Source organism: Belnapia sp. AC561 (genome assembly GCF_979252845.1).
This window is the reverse complement of sequence record NZ_CEEDBP010000027.1, coordinates 13,801-36,191: the sequence shown is the minus strand read 5'-3', so window position 1 is coordinate 36,191 and position 22,391 is coordinate 13,801. Positions and strand designations below refer to the sequence as shown.

Genomic DNA, 22,391 nt, shown 5'->3' with positions numbered 1-22,391 from the left:
CTTTTGCCGCGCATTCCGCACGAAACGCCTCGCCGCTTCAAGCGAACCGCTAGGGCCGCCGCTCGATCCCCCAGAAGACCGGAAAGCTGAAGGGCACCACCCCCCGCAGGTTGGACCGCCAGGCCGGTGGCCCGGCGAATTGCCCGCCCGGGACGAAGGTCACGGCGTCATGCACCAGCGTCTGCAGCTCGTCCGCCACCGCCCGCTGCGCCTCCGGCGTCGCCGCCTCGGAGAAGCGCGCGACCACCGGGGTGATCCGCAGGTCGCAGTACCAGCCGGGATATTCCGTGCAGTTGTAGGCGATCAGCGGATTGGCCAGCGGATTCACCATGTCCACGCCATTCAGCACGATCGGCGCCACGCTCCAGCCGCCGTTCGCCACCGTCGCCCGGCTCAGCCGCTTCTGCGCGACCGTCGCATAGTCCGAGCTGCGCAGATCGACGTTGAACCCGGCGCGGCGCATCTGGTCCGCCATCACCAGCCCGATCGGGTTCAGCAGCGCCGAGGCCTGGGCATGCAGGAAGACCACCGGCTCGTTCGCGTAGCCCGACTCCCGCAATAGCTGCCGCGCCCGCTCGGTGCTGGCCGCCTGCAGCGCGGCGGTGCCCGCCGTGGTCGAGCCCGCGGCGTTGCACATGTAGATCGAGCCGCAATAGGGCACCACCATGTCGTCCGGCAGCCCCATCGCCGCCATGATTTCCGGCTGCAGGATCGCCGCCTGCAGCGCCTGCCGCACCTTCGGGTTGTTGAAGGGCGGCACCGCATGATTGATGTTCAGCACGGCGAGGAACTGGTCGATGCCGCGCGGCTGGCCGACGGTGATGGCGCGGTTCCGCCGCATCGGCGCGATGAAGTCGAAGGGCACGATCTCGAGGAAATCCAGCTCGCCGGATTGCAGCGCCGCCGCCCGCGTCGCCTGGTCGGCGATGCTCAGCAGCTCGATCCGCTCCATCCTCGCCACCTTGCCGCCCGAGAGCGCATCCGGCGCCTCCTCCCGCGGCCGGTAGCGCGGGTTGCGGACGAAGCTGGCGCGCTCGCCCGGCCGCCATTCGGATTGCAGGAAGCGATAGGGGCCGGAGCCGATGATCTCCGGCACCGCGGTCATCGCATCATGCGCCGCGAGCCGCGCCGGCATCATCACCGGGATGGTATGGCCGGCCTTGCCCAGCGCCTCGATGACGAAGGCGAAGGGCCGGTTGAGGACGATCTCGAAGCGCTTCGCATCCACCACGCGCATCTCGCGGGTCGCCGCCATCAGCTGCCCGCCGAGCGCCTCCCGCTTCGCCCAGCGGCGGATCGAGGCGACGCAATCCTCCGCCGTCACCGCCGCGCCGTCGCTCCATTCGAGCCCGTCGCGCAGGGTGAAGCGATAGGTCAGCCGGTCCGGGCTGATCTCCCAGCCGGCGAGCATCTGCGGCTTGTAGTGGCCCTGGCTGTCCAGCGAGACCAGTGTGTCGAAAACCAGATAGGCGAAGACCCGCGTCGCATTGATCGTGGTGACCAGCGGATCGAGGATCTGCAGCTCGGTATTCAGCGACACGCGCAGGGTGCGGTCTGGCACACGCTCCTGGGCCCCCGCCGGCGTGGCGCCGAGGGCGAGCAGGGCCAGCAGCCCAGCCAAGGGACGAATCATCATCGGCACGATCCTCGCTCGGGACAGGCCGCAGTCTGGCGTTATTGGGATGCGCTAGGCAGCAGCATCCTTGCGGAAATGCGCGTAATTCTGGCCGCGGAACCAGGCCATGTAGTCGCCCACCGTCTGCGCCGGGAAGCGCGCCGGGTTCTCCGCCGAGACGCAGCCCGGCAGCGCCTCGATCATCGTCTCCGGGTTCGGGTGGAAGAAGTAGGGGATGGCATAGCGCGCCGTCCCCATGGTGTTGAAGGCGCGATGCGGCGTCGACAGGAAGCGCCCGTTGGTCCAGCGGTTCAGCACGTCGCCGGTATTCACCACGAAGGTCTCGGGGATCACCGGCGCCGAGATCCACTCGCCGTCCTGGGTGCGGATCTGCAGCCCCGGCACCGGGTTCTGCGCCAGCAGGGTGAAGAAGCTGCTGTCGGTATGCGGCGCGATGCCATACTCGTCGGCACCATAGGCCACGGGGGGGTAATGCGTCAGCCGCAGGCTGGACAGCGAGCGGTCGCAGAGCGGCCCGAAGTAATCCGCCGGCAGGTCCAGCGCCCGCGCATAAATGGGCAGCAGCCGCATCGACAGCGCCTCGAGCGCGGCGAAGTAGCGCAGCGTGATGTCGCGGAATTCCGGAATGGCCGCCGGCCAGCGGTTGGCCGGCTTCGCCGGGTCGCGTTCCGGATTGACGAAGAAGGCCTCGTTCTCGTTCGGCTTGCGCACCGCGACCAGCCCATTGGCCCGCGTCGTGCTGCTTTTGTACGGCAGGTAGCCCTGCATCGCGTCGTCGAGCTTGACCTCGAGCTTCGCCTCCATCGGCTGCGCGTGGAAGCGCGCCGCCATGGCGAAGCAGTTCTGCACCAGGGTGAAGGGCACCCCATGGTTCGCGATGAACAGGAAGCCCACCGTCTCGCAGATGCGGCGCAGCTCGGCGGCGGTGGCCTCCAGCGCGCCGGGCTCGCCGGCGAAGGCCGGGCCGAGGTCAAGCAGGGGAATCGAATCGGGCATCGGATCAGCTCCTTCGGCTGGCGTCGCATTCCGTCCCGGCCGGAGCATGCGGGACGGAATGCAGCCGGTCAAACCTCGGCGCCAATCGGCTCAGCGCGGTGGCCTGCTGTAGTCCGCCGGGGCATTCGGCACGGGGCCGCCGTCGGCCCGGCGCAGCAGCTGGGCCACTGGCGGGTCGCTGCGCGATTCCTCCAGTCGCAGCAGGCCCTCGGCATCCGGCAGGAAGGCCATGCTGCCGCCACCCGGCGTCTCCACCTGCAGCACGCAGGCTCGCTGCGTCGGCGGGCCGAGACGCGCCAGCGCCGGGGCGTGGATGGCCGCGACCTGCGGCAGCGCCGCCGTCACCGCCTCCAGCGGGCGTTCCCGGATATCCTGGGCCGGTCGCAGCGGGATGCGGCTGCCGGCCGCGCCGGCATTGACGACGACCGCTGCCGCATCGATGGCGAAGCGGTCGCCGCGACCATCGGCGCCGACCCAGCTTCCCTGGAACTGGCCGAGCCCGCAGGCTGCCATGGACGGTGACGGCAAGGCCAGGCCGCAGATGAGCAGGGCGCCGGACAGCCACCAGGCGGCAGCGCCGCGGCGCGGCAGAGGCCGGCTCACATCGTGATCCCTGGCAGGTATTGCGTCTTGCCGGTGTGCTTCTGCTTCATGGCAGTCAGCACCTGGCCCCGGTTGCCGGAGGGCACGACCGAGCAATGGACCCAGCCCGAATTCGGCTCGCCCTGGGTGTAGAACTCCAGGATCAGCTGGTCGAAGACCAGCGTGTCCTTGATCCATTGGCAGATCTCGCCATTGGCGACACCGTCGATCTCGAAATCCACCGCCTCTCCCTTCATGTGCTGCGACGTCGTCGATCCGCCGATCCGGGTATTCAGCGCGGGCGACCGGTAGCCGCTATTGACCCGCACCGGCTTGCCATATTGGCTGCGCACCTTCTCGAGGATGTAGGTGCAGCAATAGCGCAGCTTCAGGATGGTTTCCGGCTCGGTGGGCCAGTTGTCGATGCCGGCCTGGTTGGACTTGATCAACTCCCGGAGCCGGAAATGCGGGGTCAGCAGGATGTCGCTCCGAGTCCGAATGACCTCGGCCAGCCCCTCGGTTGTGTAATCCATCGATCGATCTCTCCACCCCGGGTGATCCGGGGCGAAGTGATGCTATACCAGAACGACAGCCTTGACATTCCTGCAATGATACCGTCCGCCTACCGCAGCAGCGCCCGCAGCCAGACCGCGACCGCAGCCGCCCCGGCATCCGGCACGCCCAGCACCCGGTCGCCGAGATAGCTCGCCCGCCCGAGCTTCGGCGACATCCCCGCCGTCGCCGCGACCCCGGCCTCCGCCGCCGCGACCGCCGCCGCCAGCCCGGCCGTGGCGAAGGCCGCCGCCGCCGGCACCAGCGCATCCAGCATGGTCCGGTCGCCCGGCTTCGCCCCACCCAGCTCGCCGATGGCCGCGACGCCGGCTTCGAAAGCCGCCGCCCAATCCGCCGGCGAGGGCCGCGGCGGCAGACGTCTCGCCGCCCGCAGCAGCGCCGTCGCATAGAAGGGACCGGAACTGCCGGCGATCGCCCGCCGCAACGCCTCCCCCATCGCCGCCAGCGCGGTCGGCGGCTCGGCCCAGGCGCCATCCGGCAACGCCCGCAGCGCCGCCGCGCCGCGCACCATGCTGAGGCCGAGGTCGCCGTCGCCCGCCGCGGAATCCAACTCGGTCAGCCGCACCTCCGCCGCCTCCAGCGCCGCCGCCACCGCCAGCACCGCATCCCGCAGCACCGGGTCGGCCGGCCGTCCCGCCGCTGGCGCCGCCCGCGCCACCGCCGGCACCACCACCCGCTGCGCGATCCGCCCCGCCCCCGGCCAGGCCGGCGCGCTCCCGGGCGCGTCCAGCAGCGCCAGCCGCGCCGCATCCAGCCGCAGCACCGACAGCGAGCACCCCGGCATCTCCAGCGCGGTGAGGAAATCCCCGGCCCAGGCCCGGTCCACCACCAGCCCGGCCTCCCGCAGCACCGCGATGGCGCGGCGGGCGATGATCGCCAGCTCCATCGGCGGCGTCCCGCCCAGCCCGTTCACCAGCAGCGCCACCCGCTCCCCGGCCACCAGCCGGCCATCCGCGATGATGGTCGCCATGATCCGCTCGACCAGCGCATCCGCCGGGGCCAGCGCCGCCCGCTCCACCCCCTGCTCGCCATGGATGCCGAGGCCCAGCTCGATCTCGGCATCGCCGAGGACGAAGCCCGGCCGCCCCGCTGCCGGCACGGTGCAGGCGCCGAGCGCGACCCCCATGCTGCCGAGCTCCGCCGCCGCCGCCCGCGCCACCGCGGCGACCTCGGCCACCCCCTGCCCCGCCGCCGCCGCGGCGCCGGCCAGCTTGTGGATCAGCACCGTCCCGGCGATCCCCCGCCGGCGCTCCGGCGGCACGGTCTCGCGCAGCGCCACGTCATCGGCGACCACCACCACCTCGCAGGGGATGCCCTCGCCGCGCGCCAGCTCCGCCGCCAGGCCGAAGTTCAGCCGGTCCCCGGTGTAGTTCTTCACGACCAGCACCGCGCCCGCCGGCCCCGCCGCCGCCCGGATGCCGGCCAGCACCGCATCGACGCTGGGGGAGGTGAAGACGTCGCCTGCGATGGCGCCCGCCAGCAGCCCCGGCCCGACATAGCCCGCATGCGCCGGCTCATGCCCGGCCCCGCCGCCCGAAAGCACCGCGACCGGCCGCGCCCCTGGCTCGGGCAGCCGGGCGCGGACCACCACATCCTCGTCCTCCAGCAGGGCCAGGCCCGGATGCAGGTCGCAGAGGCCCTCCAGCATCTCCCGCACCACCCGGCGCGGGTCGTTCACCAGCTTCTTCATGGCCGCTCCTCCCGAGGCGCGGCCATGAGCCGGGCCGCTACTTCACGCTAGCAACCCGCAGCGCGTTTGTGGTGCCCGGCGTGCCGAAGGGCACGCCCGCCGTCACCACCACCTCCTGCCCCGGCTGGGCGAAGCCCTCGGCCTGGGAAGCCCGCAGCGCCTTGGCGACCATGTCGGTCATCGAATGCGGCTCCTGCGAGAGCAGCGGATGCACGCCCCAGACCACCGCCATCCGCCGCGCCGTCTCGATGCTCGCGGTCAGCCCGAGGATCGGGCAATCCGGCCGCTCCCGCGCGACACGCAGGGTGGTGGAGCCGGTGCTGGTGAAGGTCGCGATCACCTGCGCCTTGATGGTATGCGCCACCTGCCGCGCCGCCGCGGCGATGGCACCCGCGCTGTTCGGCTCCGGCTCCGGCCGGGAGTTGTCGGTCAGCTGCCGCCAGCCCGGATCCTGCTCCACCCGCGCCACGATGCGGTCCATGATGTTGACCGCCTCGAAGGGATACTGCCCCGCAGCGGTCTCAGCCGAGAGCATCACCGCATCGGCGCCGTCGAAGACCGCCGTCGCCACGTCGGAAGCCTCCGCCCGGGTCGGCGCCGGGGCGGAGATCATGCTCTCCAGCATCTGCGTCGCGACCACCACCGGCTTCCCGGCCGCCCGCGCAGCGCGGACGATCCGCTTCTGCACCAGCGGCACTTCCTCGGCCGGCAACTCCACGCCGAGGTCGCCGCGCGCCACCATCACGCAATCGGCGAGGGCGATGATGCCGTCGAGGTTCTCGACCGCCTGGGGCTTCTCCATCTTCACCATGACCAGGGCGCGGCCGGCGCAGATCGCCTGGCATTCCGCCACATCCTCCGGCCGCTGGACGAAACTGAGGCCGATGTACTCGATCCCCAGCGGCAGCACGAAGTCGAGGTCCTCGCGGTCCTTGGCGGTCAGTGCCGGGATCGGCAGCGCCACGTCGGGGACGTTGACGCCCTTGCGGTCGGACAGCGGCCCGCCGACCATGATCTCGGTCTCGAGGTGGTCGCTGCGGACATGCGTCACCCGCAGCCGCAGCTTGCCGTCGTCGAGCAGCAATGACGTGCCGATCTGCGCCGCGGCGATGATCTCGGGATGCGGCAGCTGCACCCGCCGCACGTCGCCCGGCGTGGGGCTGAGGTCGAGGCGGAAGGGCTGGCCGGTCTGCAGCTGGACCCGGCCGCCCTGGAAGCGCCCGACCCGCAGCTTCGGCCCCTGGACATCGGCCAGGATGCCGATCGGCCGCCCCACCTTCTGCTCCAGCGCCCGGATGATGCTGATGCGCTCGGCATGGTCGGCATGGCTGCCATGGCTGAAGTTCAGCCGGAAGACATCGGCGCCGGCGCGATAGAGCCGCTCGATCACCTCGGGCGTCGAGCTGGCCGGGCCGAGGGTTGCGACGATCTTGGTCCGCCGCCGGCGGCGCAGCGGAATACGGGTGGCCATGCGAGGGCTATTCCCTTCAGGGAGGCTGGCTTGGGATGTCTCGGGCGGATGCAGGTCGGGTGGATGCAGGTCCGGCCGCAGCCGGTGCGGCGGCAGGTCGAGCAGGCGGGCCAGCTCCCCCACCCGCTCCGCCGGGATGCGCTGCCACTGGGAGACGGCGGCGGGGGAGATGCCGAGGCCGGTGGCGATCCGCGTCACGGCGCCGCGGCGGGCCAGGATGTCTTCGAGGGCTTGATCACGCATGCATCCTACTTACGGATTGTAAGCTGCGTCGCCAAGCCCCCGCTTTACCTTAATATTCAGCCAAATGTTAAGCTATGATGACCGCCCGCACGTCGTTCACATTGGTCAGGGTCGGCCCGGTCACCAGCAGATCGCCCAGCGCGGCGAAGACCCCGTAGCTGTCGTGCCCCGCCAGCATCGCCCGCGGGTCCAGCCCCGCCGCCTTCGCCCGCGCCAGGGTATCCGGCGTGGCAACCGCGCCGGCGGCATCGGACTTGCCGTCGATCCCATCGGTATCGGCCATCAGCGCCCAGATCCCCGCATGCCCCTCCAGCGCCAGCGCCAGGCCGAGCAGCCCCTCCATGCTCCGCCCGCCCCGGCCGCCGCCGCCGCTCGGCAGGGTCACGGTGGTCTCGCCGCCCGAGAGCAGCACGCAGGGCGGCGCGAGCGGCAGCCCATGCAGCGCCGCGCTGCGCGCAACGCCTGCCAGCACCTTGCCCAGCACCGCGGCCTCGCCCTCCAGCGCATCGCCGAGGATCAGCGGCGCCAGGCCCAGCGCCCTGGCCTCCGCCGCCATGGCCTGCAGGGACAGCATCGGCGTGGCGATCATCCGGAGGTCGATGGCCCCCAGCCGCGGGTCGCCGGGCTTCGGGCTTTCCTCGGCCGCTGCGGCCAGCTGCCGCACCACGGCCGGCGGCAGCTCCATCCGGTAATGCGCCACCAGCGCCCGCGCCTCGGCGAAGCTGGTCGGGTCCGGCACGGTGGGGCCGGAGGCGATCACCGCCGGGTCGTCCCCCGGCACGTCCGAGATCGCCAGCGTCACCACCCGCGCCGGATGCGCCGCCACCGCGACGCGGCCGCCGGAGAAGCCGCTGAGGTGCTTGCGGATGCAGTTCATCTCCTGGATCGGCGCGCCCGACCGCAGCAGCTCCCGGTTCACCGCCATCAGGTCGTCGAGGCTCAGCCCCTCGGCCGGCAGGGTCGAGAGCGAGGAGCCGCCACCCGAGACCAGGAACAGCACCAGATCCTCCGGCGCCAGCCCGCGCAGCAGCCCGAGCATCGCCGCCGCCGCCGCCGCCCCGGCCGCATCCGGCACCGGATGGCTGCCGAAGCGCACCGCGATCCGCCGGCCCGGCGGCGGGTCGGGGACATCCGCCCCATGGGTGGTGATGACCATCCCGCTCAGCGGCACCGCGGGCCAGGCCCGCTCCACCGCCAGCGCCATCTTGGCCGCCGCCTTGCCGACGCCGATGACGATGGCCCGGCCGTGCCGGGGCGGCTCCGGCAGGTGCCGGGCCAGCGCCGTCAGCGGGTCCGCCGCGGCCAGCCCCGCCTCGAACAGCCGGCGCAGGGCCGCCCGCGCCGCCGCGTCATCCCATGTCATCCCTCGGTCTCCCGCCTTTCTCCGCCGGAGTATGGCGAAGCCGCCCCCGATGGGCCATCTAGGGGGCAACCCCCGCGAGGAGACCCACCATGCCCGTCCCCGAGATCGACCCCGCCACCCGCACCGAACTCGAAGCCGCCGCCTTCCGCCGCCTGGTGGCGCACCTGCGCGAGCGGACCGACGTGCAGAACATCGACCTGATGAACCTGGCCGGATTCTGCCGGAACTGCCTCAGCAAGTGGTACCGCGCCGAGGCCGAGCAGCAGGGCGTCCCGCTCTCCGACCCCGATGCCCGGGAAATCATCTACGGCATGCCCTACAAGGACTGGCAGGCGCAGCACCAGACCGAGGCTTCAGGGGAACAGAAGGCGAAATTCGCCGCCGCCAATCCTGGTCACGGCTAAGCGACCGTTGCTGCGAGCCCCCCGGCGCGCTAGGCACGCCGCCCGCGCGACCATCCGGAGCCCCGCAGCATGAGTGACATCGAAGACGCCCCGTTCGACGAAGCCCGGGCCAGCCGCGCACGCCAGGAAGCCGATCCGGACCCGGAGGTGGGCGGCATCGCCGTCGACCGGCTGCGTTCCATCATCGAACGCATCGAGCGTCTGGAGGAGGAACGAAAGGCCCTGGCGAACGATATCAAGGATATCTACGGGGAGGCGAAATCCGCCGGCTTCGACGTGAAGGTCGTGCGCACCCTGATCTCCCTGCGCAAGAAGGAACCCGCCGAGGTTGAGGAACAGGAGACCCTGCTCGACCTCTACAAGCGGGCCCTCGGCATGTGACCGGCGCCGGGCCGCCAGCGGCGCGCCCGGCCTGCCTCGCCGATACCTCGGGACGCCGCCGCCGGGCTGCTGTATGCCCGGCCGGTGAGACCCAGCTGATGCAGCCCGAGATACCTCCCTCCCCCATGGCCGCGCCTGCCCCCCTCGCCTTCCTCACCGGTGGCGGCGAGCTCGGTGCCTCCATGGCCCGGCATGATTGGCGCGGCTGCTCCCTCGGCCCGCCCGAGGGCTGGCCCGTCAGCCTCCGCAGCGTCGTCGGGCTGATGCTCACCGCCCGCCATCCCATGTTCGTCGCCTGGGGGCCGGAGCTCGCCTTCCTCTACAACGACGCCTATGCGCCCATCCTCGGCGCCCGCCATCCCTGGGCCCTGGGCCGCCCCTTCCGCGAGATCTGGGGCGAGATCTGGGACGAGATCGGCCCGCTGGTGGACCGCGCCCTGGCCGGCGAATCGACTTGGTCGGAGAACCTCCACCTCGTCATGTCCCGCCACGGCTATGCCGAGGATACCTGGTACACCTTCAGCTACAGCCCGGTGCGGGACGAGGCCGGAACCGTCGCCGGCATGTTCTGCGCCTGCATCGAGACCACCCGCCAGGTCCTCGCCGACCGGCAGCGGGCCGAAGCCGAGGCGGCGCTGCGCGAGAGCGAGGCCCGCTTCCGCAACATGGCCGACAATGCCCCGGTGATGATCTGGACCACCGATCCCGACGGGCACTGCACCTGGCTGAACCGCCGCTGGTACGAGTTCACCGGCCAGGCGCAGGGCAGCGGCGAAGGCTTCGGCTGGCTCGACGCCATCGACCCCGCCGACCGCGGTACCGCCGGCGCCATCTTCCTCGATGCCAATGCCGCCCGCCGGCCCTTCCAGTCGGACTACCGGCTGCGCCGCGCCGATGGCGGCCATGCCGCGGTCATCGATGCCGCCGCCCCCCGCTTCAGCGAGTCCGGGGAATATCTCGGCTACATCGGCTCGGTCATCGACATCTCCGAGCGGCAGGCGGCGACCGCCGCCGTGGCCGAGAGCGAGGCCCGCTTCCGCGCCCTGGTCGAGGCCTCGGCGCAGATCGTCTGGAGCTGCGACGCCGAGGGCCGGACGCGGGAGCCAAGCGCCTCCTGGCTCGCCTTCACCGGCCAGTCCGCCGCCGATTGGCTGGACAAGGGCTGGGCTGATGCCATCCACCCCGAGGACCGGGAGGCGGCGATGGCCCATTGGCACGGCTGCATCGCCACCGCCCGCCCCTATGAATGCACCTACCGGCTGCGCCACCACGCCGGCGGCTATCGCTGGACCCTGGCGCGCGGCATCCCGCTGCTGGAAGCCGATGGCCGCCTGCGGGCCTGGATCGGCATGAACACCGACATCGATCCGCAGCGGCAGGCGGAGGCCCGGCTCCGGGCGCTGAACGCCTCCCTGACGGACCGGGTGGAGGAACGCACCCGCGAGCGCGACCGGATGTGGCTGCTCTCGCAGGACCTGATGCTGGTCGCCGGCTTCGATGGCCAGGTCGAATCGGTGAACCCGGCCTGGACCAAGGTGCTCGGCTGGGACCTCGCCGCCATGCGCGGCACCCGCTTCCTCGACCTGGTCCATCCGGAGGATCGCGACGCCACGCTGCGGGAAACCTTCCGCCTCGGCCAGGGCCTCGCCACCCATCGCTTCGAGAACCGCTATCGCCACCAGGACGGCGGCTGGCTCTGGATCTCCTGGACGGCGGTGCCGGCGGAGGGGCTGATTCATGCCGTCGGCCGCGACGTCACCGCCGAGAAGGCCGCCGCCGAGGCGCTGCGCGCGGCCGAGGAGCAGCTGCGCCAGGCGCAGAAGATGGAAGCCGTCGGCCAGCTCACCGGCGGCATCGCGCATGACTTCAACAACCTGCTCACCGGCATCATCGGCTCGCTGGCGCTGCTGAAGAAGCGGGTCGCCGAAGGCCGCGCCGCCGAGACCGGCCGCTACGTGGAGGCCGCGACCCTTTCGGCCCAGCGCGCCGCGGCACTGACCCAGCGGCTGCTGGCCTTCGCCCGGCGCCAGCCGCTGGACCCCCGCCCGGTCGATGTCGCCAGCCTCATCCGCTCCATGGAGGAGCTGCTGCGGCGCACGATCGGCGAGACCATCGCCCTCTCGATCGAGATCATGCCCGGGCTGCAGCCGACCCTCTGCGACCCCAACCAGCTCGAGAACGCCGTCCTCAACCTGGCCATCAATGCGCGGGACGCGATGCCCGAGGGCGGCCGGCTGGTGATCCATGCCGGCACCACCCGGCTCGAGCAGGACGACGAGGTGATCCCGGGCGACTATGTCTGCCTCAGCGTCGGCGATACCGGCGTCGGCATGCCCCCCAGCGTGATGGCCCGCGCCTTCGACCCCTTCTTCACCACCAAGCCGACCGGCCAGGGCACCGGCCTCGGCCTGTCCATGGTCTATGGCTTCGTCCGCCAGTCCGGCGGCAATGTCCGCATCCGCTCCACCCCCGGCGAGGGCACCACGGTCCGGCTCTGCCTACCGCAGCACCTGGGGGACGAGGCCGCCGGCGCCGCGGAGGCGGCCGAGCCGCTGACCGGCGAGCAGGCCGCCACCGGGGAGACGGTGCTGGTGGTGGAGGATGAGCCGGTGGTGCGCGACGTGGTGGTCGAGGTGCTGCGCGACCTCGGCTACCGCGCCCTGCAGGCGCCGGATGGCCCGGCCGCCCTGATGCTGCTGCGCTCCCGCCTGCGGCTCGACCTGCTGGTGACGGATGTCGGGCTGCCCGGCGGCATGAACGGCCGCCAGCTCGCCGATGCGGCGCGGGAGACCCGGCCGGGGCTGAAGGTGCTCTTCGTCACCGGCTATGCCGATGTCGCCGGCCTGGCCGGCGACGTGCTGGAGCCGGGGATGGCGCTGATCCCGAAGCCCTTCGAGGCCGCCGTCCTCGCCCGCCGGATCCGCGAGCTGATCGAGTCGCGCTGAGGCGCCGACTCTGGCCGGGCCTCAGTCCTGGTCCGGCGCCGCCTCCGCCAGCAGCGCCCGCAGATAGGGCGCGAAGGACCGCGCCACTTCCAGCCGGAACCAGTCCTCCGCCCGGCGCCAGAGGATCACTTCCGCCTTGCCGAAGACCGTGCGGGTGCAGCCGCCTTCCGGCAGCAGCGCCAGGTCGAGCGGACAGCCTTCCGCCAGCAGCTCGAGCGCCTGCGGCCCCTCGACATCCACCGCCACCTGCCGGTCGGAGATATCGACCAGCGAGGCCGGCGCCCCGCCGAGCGCCGCCGCCAGCACCGGCAGCAGCACCGCGGCCGGGGCATCCTCGGCCAGCAGCAGCCATTCGTCGGGGCCGAGCCGCAGCGCCGCCCGGGCCATGCCCGCCTGCGCGGTCAGCATCGCCTCCGGCAGGGCGATGCCGAAGGCCTCCCCCAGGGCGGCGACAGGGCCGGGGCCGCAGCGCAGGCTGATGCGCGCGGTATCAACCATGGAGGCGTTCCCCTTCCGGGTCCCAGAAGACCGGCGGCACCACGGTCAGCGGCTGCGGCGGGCCGTCCAGCCTCGTGGCGAAGACGGTCTGGCCATGCCGGGCCCGGCCGCCGGCCAGCAGGCCCAGCGCGAAGGGCCGGCCGAGGCAGGCGCTGTCATAGGCCGAGGTCACATGCCCCTCCGCCCGCCGCGCCCCCGCTTCGGCCAGCAGCTGCGCGCCTTCCTCCGGCCGCCTGCCATCGGCGGGAGCGAGGCCGACCAGCTGCCGCCGGTCGGGCGCCGCCATGCCGTCCCGCGCCATCCCGCGCTTGCCGATGAAATCCCGCTTCTTCCGGCCGATCGCCCAACTCAGCCCGACGTCGTCCAGGGTCACCGTGCCATCGGTCTCCTGGCCGACGATGATGAAGCCCTTCTCGGCCCGCAGCACGTGCATCGCCTCGGTGCCATAGGCGGTGAGGCCGAGCGGCCCGCCGGCATGCCACAGTGCCGCCCAGAGCTCGGCCATGCGGCCGGCCGGGACATTCACCTCGAAACCCAGCTCGCCGCTGAAGCTGACGCGGAACAGCCGCGCCGGGATGCCGGCGACCCGGCATTCGGCGACGGCCATGTGCGGGAAGGTGCCGAGGTCCAGCCCCTCGACCAGCGGCGCCAGCAGCGCCCGCGCCTTCGGCCCCTGCAGCGCGGCCACGCCCCAATGCTCGGTGGTGGAGGTCAGCCAGACCTGCAATTCGGGGAATTCGGTCTGCCGGTAGTCCTCCAGCATGTGCAGCACCCGGGCGGCGCCGCCGGTGGTGGTGGTGACATGGAAGCGGTCCCCGGCCAGCCGGGCGACCACGCCGTCGTCGTAGAGGAAGCCATCCTCCCGCAGCAGCAGCCCGTAGCGGCAGCGGCCGGGGGCCAGGCCCTTCCAGGCATTCACATAGGTCCGCTCGAGGAATTCGGCCGCATCCGGCCCCACCACCTCGATCTTGCCCAGGGTCGAGGCATCGAGGATCCCGACCGCCTGCCGCACCGCCAGGCATTCCCGGGCGACCGCGGCATGCAGGTCCTCGGCTCCCCGCGGGAAGGCGCGGGCGCGCTGCCACTGCCCCACCGGCTCGAAGACCGCGCCCTGCGCCGCGGCCCAGTCGTGCAGCGGCGCGGTGCGGATCGGCTCGAACAGCGCGGCGCGATGCCGGCCAGCCAGCGTCCCGAAGCTGGTCGGGGTATAGGGCGGGCGGAAGGTGGTCAGCCCCACCGCCGGCACGTCCTGGCCCAGCAGCGCGGCGGTGACGGCCAGGCCCATCATGCCGCTGGTCTTGCCCTGGTCGGTCGCCATGCCGTTGGTGGTGTAGCGCTTCACATGCTCGATCGCGTGGAAGCCCTCCCGCACCGCCAGCGCCAGGTCGGCGGTGGTGACGTCGTTCTGGAAATCGACGAAGGCCTTCCTCGCCCGCAGCGCCGTGGCGGCGATGGCGCGGACCGGCAGCGCGCTGGGCTCGGCGGCCGCGGCCGCGTAGGCCTCCCACCGCCCGGCGGCGGCGGCCTCGGCCAGGGTTTCCGCCAGGTCCATCGTGCCGTTGCAGGCGCCGGCGCTGACCTGCGCCTCCGGGCTCTCGCCCGGCAGGAAGGCATCGGCGGCGGCATCCCAGCGCAGCCTGCCGCGGGACTGGGAGAACAACTGCACATTGGGAGTCCAGCCCCCGGCCATCAGCAGCAGGTCGCAGGCGATGGCGCCGGCGCGGCTGCGGTCCGGCCGGCCATCGGCCAGCAGCGGCGCCGCCAGCAGACCGGTGATCCGCCCGGCGCCCTTGGTGCCGACCACGCCATGCCCGGCGAGCACGGTGATGCCGCGCGCCGCCGCCGCCTCCAGCACCGCCGCCGGCGGCTCGGGCCGCAGGTCGAGGATGGCGGGAATGCCCGCCCCGGCATCGGCCAGGGCGAAGGCCGCGTCATAGCCGCTGTCATGCGCCGCCAGCAGCACCGCGCGGCGGCCCGGCAGCACCGCCCAGCGGGCGGCATAGGCGCGGGCGGCATCGGCCAGCATCACCCCGGGGCGGTCGTTGCCCGGGAAGGGGATCGGCCGTTCGATCGCCCCGGTCGCCAGCACCACCCGCCCGGCCCGCACCTGCCAGAGCCGTTCCCGCAGACCCCCCTCCCCATGGCCGGGCCGGTCCAGAACCTGCGCGAGCGAGACGAAATTCTGCAGCCCGTAGTGGAAGGCGGTGGTCCGCGTCAGCAGGGTGATGCGCGGATGGTCCCGCAGCGCCTCGACTGCCGCGGCCAGGCTCTCCCAGCAGGGCTGGCCATCGATCAGCGTCTCCGGCGTCGCCAGCAGGCTGCCGCCCGGCTCGGATTGCTCGTCGCACAGGATGACCCGACCGCCCGATTCCGCGGCCGCCAGGGCGGCGACAATCCCGGCCGGGCCGGCGCCGACCACCAGGGTCTCGCAATGGGCGAAGCGATTGGCGTAGCGGTCCGGGTCCAGCGCCTCCGGTGCGCGGCCGAGCCCGGCCATGCGGCGGATCAGCGGTTCCCAGAGCCGGTGCCAGGAATCCCGGCCGGGGCCGAGGAAGGTCTTGTAGTAGAAGCCCGCCGGCAGCAGCGGCGCGGCGAGCCCGGCCAGCGCCCCGGCATCGAAGCGCAGGCTCGGCCAGCGGTTCTGGCTGCGGGCGACCAGCCCCTCCTCCAGCGGCACCATCGTGGCGCGCTGGTTCGGCTCCCGCCGGCCAGGCCCGCGGTCGATCTCGACCAGGGCATTCGGCTCCTCGGCGCCGGCCGCCAGCAGCCCGCGCGGGCGATGGTACTTGAAGCTGCGGCCGAAAAGGGTGACGCCGGCGGCCAGCAGCGCCGAGGCCAGCGTATCCCCCTGGTATCCCGTATGGTCGCGGCCATCGAAGCGGAAGCGCAGCGGGCGGTCGCGGTCGATCCGCCCACCGGTCGGGAGCCTCACGCGGGTGGCTCCCCGCCCGGCGGATAGCTGCCAAGGAAGCGGTCCGTCAGCGTATGCCGCACCGCGTTGAAGTACTGGCCGCAGCCATGCACATGCCGCCAGCGCTCGCGGTAGAGGCCGCGCGGATTCTCCCGCTCGTACAGGAAGCGGGTCCAGTCGGCGTCGGAGACGGCGGCGGGATCGGCCGGGCGGGTCACATGGGCCTCGCCGGCATGGCGGAATTCGAGCTCCGGCCGTTCGCCGCACCAGGGGCAAAAGATAAGAAGCATTATTCTGGTGCCTCCGGCGCGCCGGCCGATTCAGATCTGCGCACCTGCGGCGCTCCGGTCATCGGGCGGCTCAATGCGCCACAGCGGCGGCGGCGGCCTCGTCGATCAGCCGGCCGCCGGCGAAGCGGTCCAGGCTGAAGGGCGCGGCGATCGGGTGGGGCTCGCCGCGGGCGATGGTCGCGGCGAAGACATGGCCGGAACCCGGCGTCGCCTTGAAGCCGCCGGTCCCCCAGCCGCAGTTCACGAACAACCCCGGCACCGGCGTCCGGCTGAGGATGGGGGAGCGGTCCGGCGTGACATCCACGATGCCGCCCCAGGCCCGCAGCATCCGCATGCGGCGGAAGATCGGGAACATCTCGCAGATCGCCTCCAGCGTATGGGTCAGGATCTGCACCCCGCCGGCCTGCGCATAGCTCGGGTACTGGTCGGTGCCGGCGCCGATGACCAGCTCGCCCTTGTCCGACTGGCTGATATAGGCATGCACGGTATTGGACATGACGACGCAGGGGAACACCGGCTTCACCGGCTCCGAGACCAGCGCCTGCAGGGGAAAGCTTTCCAGCGGCATCCGCACCCCGGCCATGGCCATCACCAGGCTGGTGCTGCCGGCGGCGACCACGCCGAGCCTGCTCGCCCGGATCGGGCCCTTCGTTGTCTGCACGCCGGTGACCGCGCCGCTGGCCGCATCACGGTCGATCCCCGTGACCTCGCAGCCCTGGATGATATCGACGCCGAGCGCGCTCGCCGCCCGGGCATAGCCCCAGGCCACCGCATCGTGGCGGGCCACGCCGCCGCGCCGCTGCAGCGCGGCGCCCAGCACCGGGTAGCGGATGGCATCCGAAGTATCCAGCGGCGGGCAGAAGGCCTTGGCCTGCGCCGGGCTCAGCCATTCGTTGTCAACGCCGGCCAGCCGGTTGGCATGGACATGGCGCATCCCGGACTGCACGTCGTGCACCGAATGCGCCAGCATCATCACCCCGCGCGGGCTGAACATGACGTTGTAGTTCAGCGCCAGGGACAGCCCTTCCCAGAGCTGCACCGCATGGTCGTAGAGCGCGGCGCTTTCGGGGAAGAGGTAGTTGCTGCGGATGATGGTGGTGTTGCGGCCGGTATTGCCGCCGCCGATCCAGCCCTTCTCGAGCACGGCGATGCGGCCCTGGCCCAGACCGGCCCGATGCTCGCTGGCGAGGTAATAGGCGGTGGCCAGGCCATGCCCGCCGCCGCCGATGATGACCACGTCATATTCGGGCTGCGGCTGATCGGGGCTGCGCCACTGCCTTGGCCAGCCGGAATGCCCGCGCAGCGCCTCCCGCGCCAGGCTCCCCCAGGAAAAGCGCATCGTCACCAGCCCGCCATCCCGACCTCGAGGTACCCCCGCGGGTTTACCCCCGGACCGGCCGACGGACCAGCCAGGATCGGCGCGCGGGGATCAGCGGGAGAGGTTCACCGCGGCGGCCGCGGCGACGAGGCCGAAGGCCCAGGGGAGAATGCTCAGCAACTCGTTCATGACCAGGTCCTCGAGGCCAGCCGCGGTCACCGGGAGGTGCCCTGAAACATGGCGCGGACGCAATCTGAACCCCTTTTGCATTACCGGCTAATCATTCGTGCGGATTGCTGCCATGCAGCAATGGAATGGCCGTCAGGTCGCATCGCCCTCGGCCTTGCGCCGCTGCTCGCGCAGCCGCTCCGCCCCGCCGGGCATATGCGGGTTGATCGCCAGCGCCGCCTGCAGGCTGCGCAGCGCGCCCCGGGCATCGCCGGCCTCGGACTGGATGGCAGACAACATGGTCAGGGCCGGCCAATGCCGCGGCTCCAGCCGCAGCACCTCCTGCAGGTCCCGCGCCGCGGCCTGGCCGGAGCCGGCGCTGAGATTGGCCTGGGCGCGGAGGAACCAGCTCTCGGCGAACTCCGGCGCCAGGGTGATGGCGGCATCGTAATCTTCCAGCGCCTCGGCCGGCAGCCGCGCCTCGAGGTTGCGGCCGCCGCGGCGCAGCAGCAGCCCGACCGAGGGCGTCGCCGCCTGGGCCCAGAGCATGCGGATGCGGCTCTCGACCAGCGCCGCGCCTGTTTCGTCCGGTGCGGTCCGCAGCGCCTCGAAGGCGCGGTCCAGCTCGGCCTTCCGCGCCTCGGCACCCCGCGGCGGGGCGGCGGGCGCGGCCGGCTGGGCACCCGCCATACCTGGCGCCAGCACGAGCAGGGCCAACAGCCGCCGGCGCATCAGGCCGCGGCCTGGCACTGGGCGCAGATCCCCTCCGCCTCCACCGTCGCCCGGGCCAGGGCGAAGCCGACGGCGGCGGCGGCGCGGGACAGCGCCAGGGAAACCCCGTGATTGCTCAGCTCCGTCGTGGTGCCGCAGCGGGAGCAGATGAGGAACTGGTGCGGATGGTCATGCCCGGCATCGCAGTCGCAGTCGGCCGGATGCTCCTCCACCTCGGTGCAGCCGATGAAGGCGCCGAGCCGCTCCACCTTGTGGATCAGCCCCTGCTCGACCAGGAAATCCAGCGCCCGGTAGATGGTGGGCGGCGCCGCCCCGCCGCGACTGGCCTTCAGCCGGTCCAGCAGCGCATAGGCGCCGACCGGCTGCGCCGATTCCAGCACCAGCCGCAGCACCTGCCGGCGCAGCTCGGTCAGCTGGGCGCCGCGCCGGGTGCAGAGCGCGGCGGCCCGGTCGAGGCTGGCATCCAGGGCGGCATCCGCGGCAATGGCCGGCATCGGGGCTCCTCCATCGGTGGCTCCGGGTCCTATATAGGGTGATGACCCCCGATCCGACGAGCCCGACCGCCGCTCATGTCCCCCCCTATGTCCCCCCGGCGCCCGAGGCCCGCGCCCGGCTGCTGGAGGCGATCCGCTTCGACCTGCGCGGCTTGGTCCCCGCCATCGCCCAGCAGCACGACAGCGGCGAGGTGCTGATGCTGGCCTGGATGAACCGCGACTCGGTGGAGGAGACCCTGGCCACCGGCCGGGCCTGCTACTTCTCCCGCTCCCGCAACCGGCTCTGGCGCAAGGGGGAGACCTCCGGGCAGGTGCAGCGGTTGGTGGACCTGCGCGTCGATTGCGACGGCGACACGCTGCTGCTGCTGGTCGACCAGACCGGGGTCGCCTGCCACACCGGCCGGCGGAACTGCTTCTTCGTCGCCCTGCGGGACGGCGAGGTCACCGAGATCGCCGCACCGATCATGGACCCGGAGGCGCTGTACGGCCGATGACCCCCCCCATCCCGGTTACCGTCCTGACCGGCTTCCTCGGCGCCGGCAAGACGACGCTGCTGAACAGGCTGCTGCGCCACCCCGACCTCCGCGACACCGCCGTGCTGATCAACGAATTCGGCGAGATCGGCCTGGACCACCTGCTGGTCGAGCGGCTGGACGGCGACACCGTGCTGCTCAATGCCGGCTGCCTCTGCTGCACCGTGCGCGGCGACCTGGTGAAGGCGCTGCGCGACCTGGCGGCGCGGGTGGCGGCCGGCCACGCGATCCGCCGCGTCGTGGTCGAGACCACCGGCCTCGCCGACCCGGCGCCGATCCTGCAGACCCTGATGAGCGACCCGCTGGTGCTGGCCCGCTTCCGGCTGGACGGCGTCGTCACCCTGGTCGATGCGGCGACCGGCATGGCGACGCTGGACGCCCAGCCGGAGGCGGTGAAGCAGGCCGCCGTCGCCGACCGGCTGGTGCTGACCAAGACCGATCTCTCGACGCCCGAGCAGGTCTCCGCGCTGTGGCAGCGGCTGCGGGCGCTGAACCCCGGCGCGCCGCTGCTGAACGCGCTGCATGGCGACATCGCCCCGGCCGACCTGCTGGACTGCGGCTTGTACGACCCCGCCGCCAAGCACCCCGACGTCCGCCGCTGGCTGGATGCCGAGGCCTATGCCGCGCATGACCACCATCACCATGGGCATGGGCATCATCACCACCACGACCCCAGCCGGCACGATGCCCGCATCCACAGCTTCTGCCTGAGCTTCGACGAGCCGCTGCCCTGGGACGGCATCTCCACCTGGCTGGAGGTGCTGACCATGACCCGCGGCGAGAGCGTGCTGCGGATCAAGGGCATCCTCAACCTCGAGGGCCAGGACCTGCCCATCGCCATCCATGGCGTGCAGCACCTGTTCCACCCGCCGGCCCGCCTCGCCGCCTGGCCGCGCCGCGCCGACGGGACCGAGGACCGCACCTCCCACCTCGTCTTCATCCTGCGCGACCTCGACCGTGCGGTGGTCGAGAAAGGCCTCGCCGCCTTCGCCGAGAGCGCCCGGCAGCAGCGGGAGGTCGCCTCCGGCGCGGCGCGTTGACAGCATGCGGCGCCCGCCGCTGTAATCCGCAACGAAACGGCCGGAGGGCGCCCCATGCCATTGACCATGCCGGAGGAGCTGCTGCTCCTCATGCTCGACGACGACACCGGGCGGCTGATCGACCGGGCCATGCCATCCGGCGACTACGCGCTGATCGGCGCCGTGCTGGCCGAGCTGGCCCTGGCCGGGCGCATCGACAGCGACCCGCAGCGGATGTTCGTCGTCGACAAGTCCCCGATGGGCGACGCGGTCCTGGATGCGGTGCTGCTGCGCATGGCCGCCTCGGCCGAGGACCACGACAGCCGCTGGTGGATCGAGCATCTCGCGGTCGGCGCCACGGTGCTGCGGGAGGAGCTGTTCGCCCGGCTGGTGGCGCATGGCGTGCTGCAGCAGGTGGACAGCAAGTTCCTCTGGGTCTTCCCCGAGCGGCGCTACCCGCCGACCAGCGGCCGCGAGGAGCGCGAGGTGAAGGCCCGGCTGCTCGGCGTCATCTTCAACGACGAGATTCCCGAGCCGCGCGACACCATGCTGATCGGCCTGGCACGGGCGACCGGGCTGCTGGCGCTCATCCTCTCGCCGGCCGAGCTGGAGCGGGCGCAGCCGCGGATCGACCAGGTGGCGAACCTCGAGGAGCTGAACCGCTCGCTCTCGGCGGCCGTGCAGGAGATCCTCGCCCAGGTCGCCCGCTACGGTTACCTGAGCTGAGGAGCAGCACCGATGGACATCGTGGAATCGGACGCCCAGGGCGTCATCCTGGCGACCTGCAGCGGCCGGCTGGACGTGACCTCGGCGGCGGCGGCGGAGGCGGCGCTGCTGGCGCTGGTGGCGCGGCGCCAGCCGGTGCTGATGGACCTCGCCGGGTTGGGCTACGTCAGCAGCGCCGGGCTGCGGGTGATCCTGAAGGCCGCGAAGGAAGCGCGGGAGACCGGGCATGGCTTCGCCCTGTCCGCGCCGCAGCCCCCGGTGCGGGAGGTGCTGGAGATCAGCGGCTTCCCCAGCATGGTGCCGCTGCATGCCACCCGGGCGGAGGCCCTGGCCGCGCTGCGGCGGGACCTCTAGGCGGCCCCCGACGGGCGAGGAACGGGATGCCGGTGCCCTGCCCCCTCATCCATCGATCCTGAGGTTGGCCTCGCGGATCACGCCCTTCCAGAAGGCGACCTGGCCCTGGACGAAATCCTGCGCCTCCTCCGGCGACCAGGGCGGCGGGATGACGGTGCCGGTCGCTTCCAGCCGCTCCCGGTACTCGCCGCCGGCGAGCCCGGCCAGCAGGTCCGCGTTGACCTTCCGGATGATGCCGGGCGGCGTGCCGGCCGGGGCGAACAACCCGGTCCAGCCGACCACGTCGAAGCCGGGCACCACGGTATCGCCGATGCTGGGGATGCCGGGCAGGCCGGGGACGCCATGGCCGCCGGTGAGTGCGAGGGCGCGCAGCCTTCCGGCGCGGACATGCGGCGTGGCGCTGGCGACGCTGTCGACCATCGCCAGCACGGTCCCCGCCAGCGTATCCGTCACCGCCGGGCCGCTGCCGCGATAGGCGATGTGGTTCAGCTTCAGCCCCAGCCGGTGCCGCAGCAGTTCCCCCGACATGTGCTGCACCGTGCCCGGGCCGCCGGAGGCGTAATCCAGCGCATTGGCCTTCGTATAGGCCACGAATTCCTGGATGGTGGTCACCGGCAGCGAGGGATGCACCACCAGCAGCAGCGGGGTGATCGAGAGCATCGCCACCGCGGCGAAGTCCTTCGCCGGGTCGTAGGGTACGTTGGGCACCATGGCGGGCAGCACGGTCATCGGCCCGATCGAGGTATAGGCATAGGTATAGCCATCGGGCGCGGCGCGGGCCGCGGCCTCCATGCCGATGGAGCCGGCGCCGCCGGCGCGGTTCTCGACCACCGGGCGATGCGGCCAGCGGGCGGCCAGCGCCTCGGCGGCGATCCGGGCATGGGTATCCCCGGCCTGGCCCGGCGGGAAGGGCACGAGGAAGCGGACCGGGCGGTTGGGGAAACCGGCCTCCTGCGCCCGTGTCGGCGATGCGAGGGCGGCGGCGGCGAGGCCGAGGGCGGCCCGGCGGGGCAGGTAGGGCATGGTGTCTCTCCCGGGATTTTGCCGCAGCCTGCCATGGGTGC

Annotated in this window: 21 protein-coding genes; 7 read left to right on the top strand and 14 right to left on the bottom strand. The window is 72.4% G+C overall.

The window, feature by feature from the left end:
* Positions 1 to 49: 49 nt before the first annotated feature.
* From AC0IW9_RS20245 to AC0IW9_RS20215, 7 genes are all read right to left on the bottom strand, one after another.
* Positions 50 to 1,636, bottom strand: a complete 1,587-nt coding sequence (locus AC0IW9_RS20245; RefSeq protein ID WP_471650106.1) for an ABC transporter substrate-binding protein — start codon at positions 1,634 to 1,636, stop codon at positions 50 to 52.
* Positions 1,637 to 1,687: 51 nt separating this feature from the next.
* On the bottom strand, positions 1,688 to 2,632 hold the full coding sequence (locus AC0IW9_RS20240; protein ID WP_471650105.1) for an isopenicillin N synthase family dioxygenase: 945 nt from the start codon (positions 2,630 to 2,632) through the stop codon (positions 1,688 to 1,690).
* A 90-nt stretch (positions 2,633 to 2,722) separates the two neighbouring features.
* Positions 2,723 to 3,235 (bottom strand): hypothetical protein, encoded by a 513-nt coding sequence (locus tag AC0IW9_RS20235; RefSeq protein ID WP_471650104.1) that lies wholly within the window; start codon positions 3,233 to 3,235, stop codon positions 2,723 to 2,725.
* Positions 3,232 to 3,747, bottom strand: coding sequence for a D-Ala-D-Ala carboxypeptidase family metallohydrolase (locus AC0IW9_RS20230; protein ID WP_471650103.1), 516 nt, complete (start codon positions 3,745 to 3,747; stop codon positions 3,232 to 3,234). The genes AC0IW9_RS20235 and AC0IW9_RS20230 overlap by 4 nt, the downstream gene beginning before the upstream one ends.
* A gap of 89 nt (positions 3,748 to 3,836) precedes the next feature.
* Entirely contained in the window at positions 3,837 to 5,477 is a 1,641-nt protein-coding gene (locus AC0IW9_RS20225) for a dihydroxyacetone kinase family protein (protein WP_471650102.1), read from the bottom strand.
* 37 nt (positions 5,478 to 5,514) lie between these two features.
* Positions 5,515 to 6,948: a pyruvate kinase gene (gene pyk / locus AC0IW9_RS20220; RefSeq protein WP_471650154.1), complete on the bottom strand. Its 1,434-nt coding sequence runs from the start codon at positions 6,946 to 6,948 to the stop codon at positions 5,515 to 5,517.
* Positions 6,949 to 7,258: 310 nt separating this feature from the next.
* Positions 7,259 to 8,554, bottom strand: a complete 1,296-nt coding sequence (locus AC0IW9_RS20215) for a glycerate kinase type-2 family protein (RefSeq protein ID WP_471650101.1) — start codon at positions 8,552 to 8,554, stop codon at positions 7,259 to 7,261.
* A gap of 89 nt (positions 8,555 to 8,643) precedes the next feature.
* Here AC0IW9_RS20215 and AC0IW9_RS20210 point away from each other — a divergent pair, with 89 nt between their 5' ends.
* From AC0IW9_RS20210 to AC0IW9_RS20200, 3 genes are all read left to right on the top strand, one after another.
* The gene (locus AC0IW9_RS20210; protein ID WP_471650100.1) at positions 8,644 to 8,958 is read left to right on the top strand and encodes a DUF1244 domain-containing protein; all 315 of its coding nucleotides are present in this window, start codon (positions 8,644 to 8,646) and stop codon (positions 8,956 to 8,958) included.
* A gap of 69 nt (positions 8,959 to 9,027) precedes the next feature.
* The gene (locus tag AC0IW9_RS20205) at positions 9,028 to 9,339 is read left to right on the top strand and encodes a DUF2312 domain-containing protein (protein ID WP_471650099.1); all 312 of its coding nucleotides are present in this window, start codon (positions 9,028 to 9,030) and stop codon (positions 9,337 to 9,339) included.
* Positions 9,340 to 9,437: 98 nt separating this feature from the next.
* On the top strand, positions 9,438 to 12,284 hold the full coding sequence (locus AC0IW9_RS20200; protein ID WP_471650098.1) for a PAS domain S-box protein: 2,847 nt from the start codon (positions 9,438 to 9,440) through the stop codon (positions 12,282 to 12,284).
* A gap of 21 nt (positions 12,285 to 12,305) precedes the next feature.
* Here AC0IW9_RS20200 and AC0IW9_RS20195 read toward each other — a convergent pair whose 3' ends face one another.
* From AC0IW9_RS20195 to AC0IW9_RS20170, 6 genes are all read right to left on the bottom strand, one after another.
* Complete coding sequence (locus AC0IW9_RS20195; RefSeq protein WP_471650097.1) at positions 12,306 to 12,782, bottom strand: sarcosine oxidase subunit gamma; 477 nt, start codon at positions 12,780 to 12,782, stop codon at positions 12,306 to 12,308.
* Entirely contained in the window at positions 12,775 to 15,714 is a 2,940-nt protein-coding gene (locus tag AC0IW9_RS20190; RefSeq protein ID WP_471650096.1) for a sarcosine oxidase subunit alpha family protein, read from the bottom strand. Before AC0IW9_RS20190 ends, AC0IW9_RS20195 begins: the two co-directional genes overlap by 8 nt.
* Entirely contained in the window at positions 15,711 to 15,983 is a 273-nt protein-coding gene (locus AC0IW9_RS20185) for a sarcosine oxidase subunit delta (RefSeq protein WP_471650095.1), read from the bottom strand. Before AC0IW9_RS20185 ends, AC0IW9_RS20190 begins: the two co-directional genes overlap by 4 nt.
* A 70-nt stretch (positions 15,984 to 16,053) precedes the next feature.
* Complete coding sequence (locus AC0IW9_RS20180; protein ID WP_471650153.1) at positions 16,054 to 17,322, bottom strand: sarcosine oxidase subunit beta family protein; 1,269 nt, start codon at positions 17,320 to 17,322, stop codon at positions 16,054 to 16,056.
* Positions 17,323 to 17,622: 300 nt separating this feature from the next.
* The gene (locus tag AC0IW9_RS20175) at positions 17,623 to 18,219 is read right to left on the bottom strand and encodes a hypothetical protein (RefSeq protein WP_471650094.1); all 597 of its coding nucleotides are present in this window, start codon (positions 18,217 to 18,219) and stop codon (positions 17,623 to 17,625) included.
* The gene (locus tag AC0IW9_RS20170) at positions 18,201 to 18,695 is read right to left on the bottom strand and encodes a transcriptional repressor (protein ID WP_471650093.1); all 495 of its coding nucleotides are present in this window, start codon (positions 18,693 to 18,695) and stop codon (positions 18,201 to 18,203) included. Before AC0IW9_RS20170 ends, AC0IW9_RS20175 begins: the two co-directional genes overlap by 19 nt.
* A 41-nt stretch (positions 18,696 to 18,736) precedes the next feature.
* On the opposite strand from AC0IW9_RS20170, the gene hisI reads away from it, so the two are divergent.
* Genes hisI through AC0IW9_RS20150 form a run of 4 tightly spaced genes read left to right on the top strand, consistent with a single transcriptional unit; the run spans position 18,737 to position 21,327 of the window.
* Positions 18,737 to 19,189: a phosphoribosyl-AMP cyclohydrolase gene (gene hisI / locus AC0IW9_RS20165; RefSeq protein ID WP_471650092.1), complete on the top strand. Its 453-nt coding sequence runs from the start codon at positions 18,737 to 18,739 to the stop codon at positions 19,187 to 19,189.
* Positions 19,186 to 20,268, top strand: a complete 1,083-nt coding sequence (locus AC0IW9_RS20160) for a CobW family GTP-binding protein (RefSeq protein WP_471650091.1) — start codon at positions 19,186 to 19,188, stop codon at positions 20,266 to 20,268. The genes hisI and AC0IW9_RS20160 overlap by 4 nt, the downstream gene beginning before the upstream one ends.
* Positions 20,269 to 20,322: 54 nt before the next feature.
* Positions 20,323 to 20,973 (top strand): GOLPH3/VPS74 family protein, encoded by a 651-nt coding sequence (locus AC0IW9_RS20155; protein ID WP_471650090.1) that lies wholly within the window; start codon positions 20,323 to 20,325, stop codon positions 20,971 to 20,973.
* Between the two features lie 12 nt (positions 20,974 to 20,985).
* Complete coding sequence (locus AC0IW9_RS20150; RefSeq protein ID WP_471650089.1) at positions 20,986 to 21,327, top strand: STAS domain-containing protein; 342 nt, start codon at positions 20,986 to 20,988, stop codon at positions 21,325 to 21,327.
* Positions 21,328 to 21,372: 45 nt separating this feature from the next.
* Here AC0IW9_RS20150 and AC0IW9_RS20145 read toward each other — a convergent pair whose 3' ends face one another.
* Entirely contained in the window at positions 21,373 to 22,350 is a 978-nt protein-coding gene (locus AC0IW9_RS20145) for a Bug family tripartite tricarboxylate transporter substrate binding protein (protein ID WP_471650088.1), read from the bottom strand.
* Between the last annotated feature and the right edge of the window lie 41 nt (positions 22,351 to 22,391).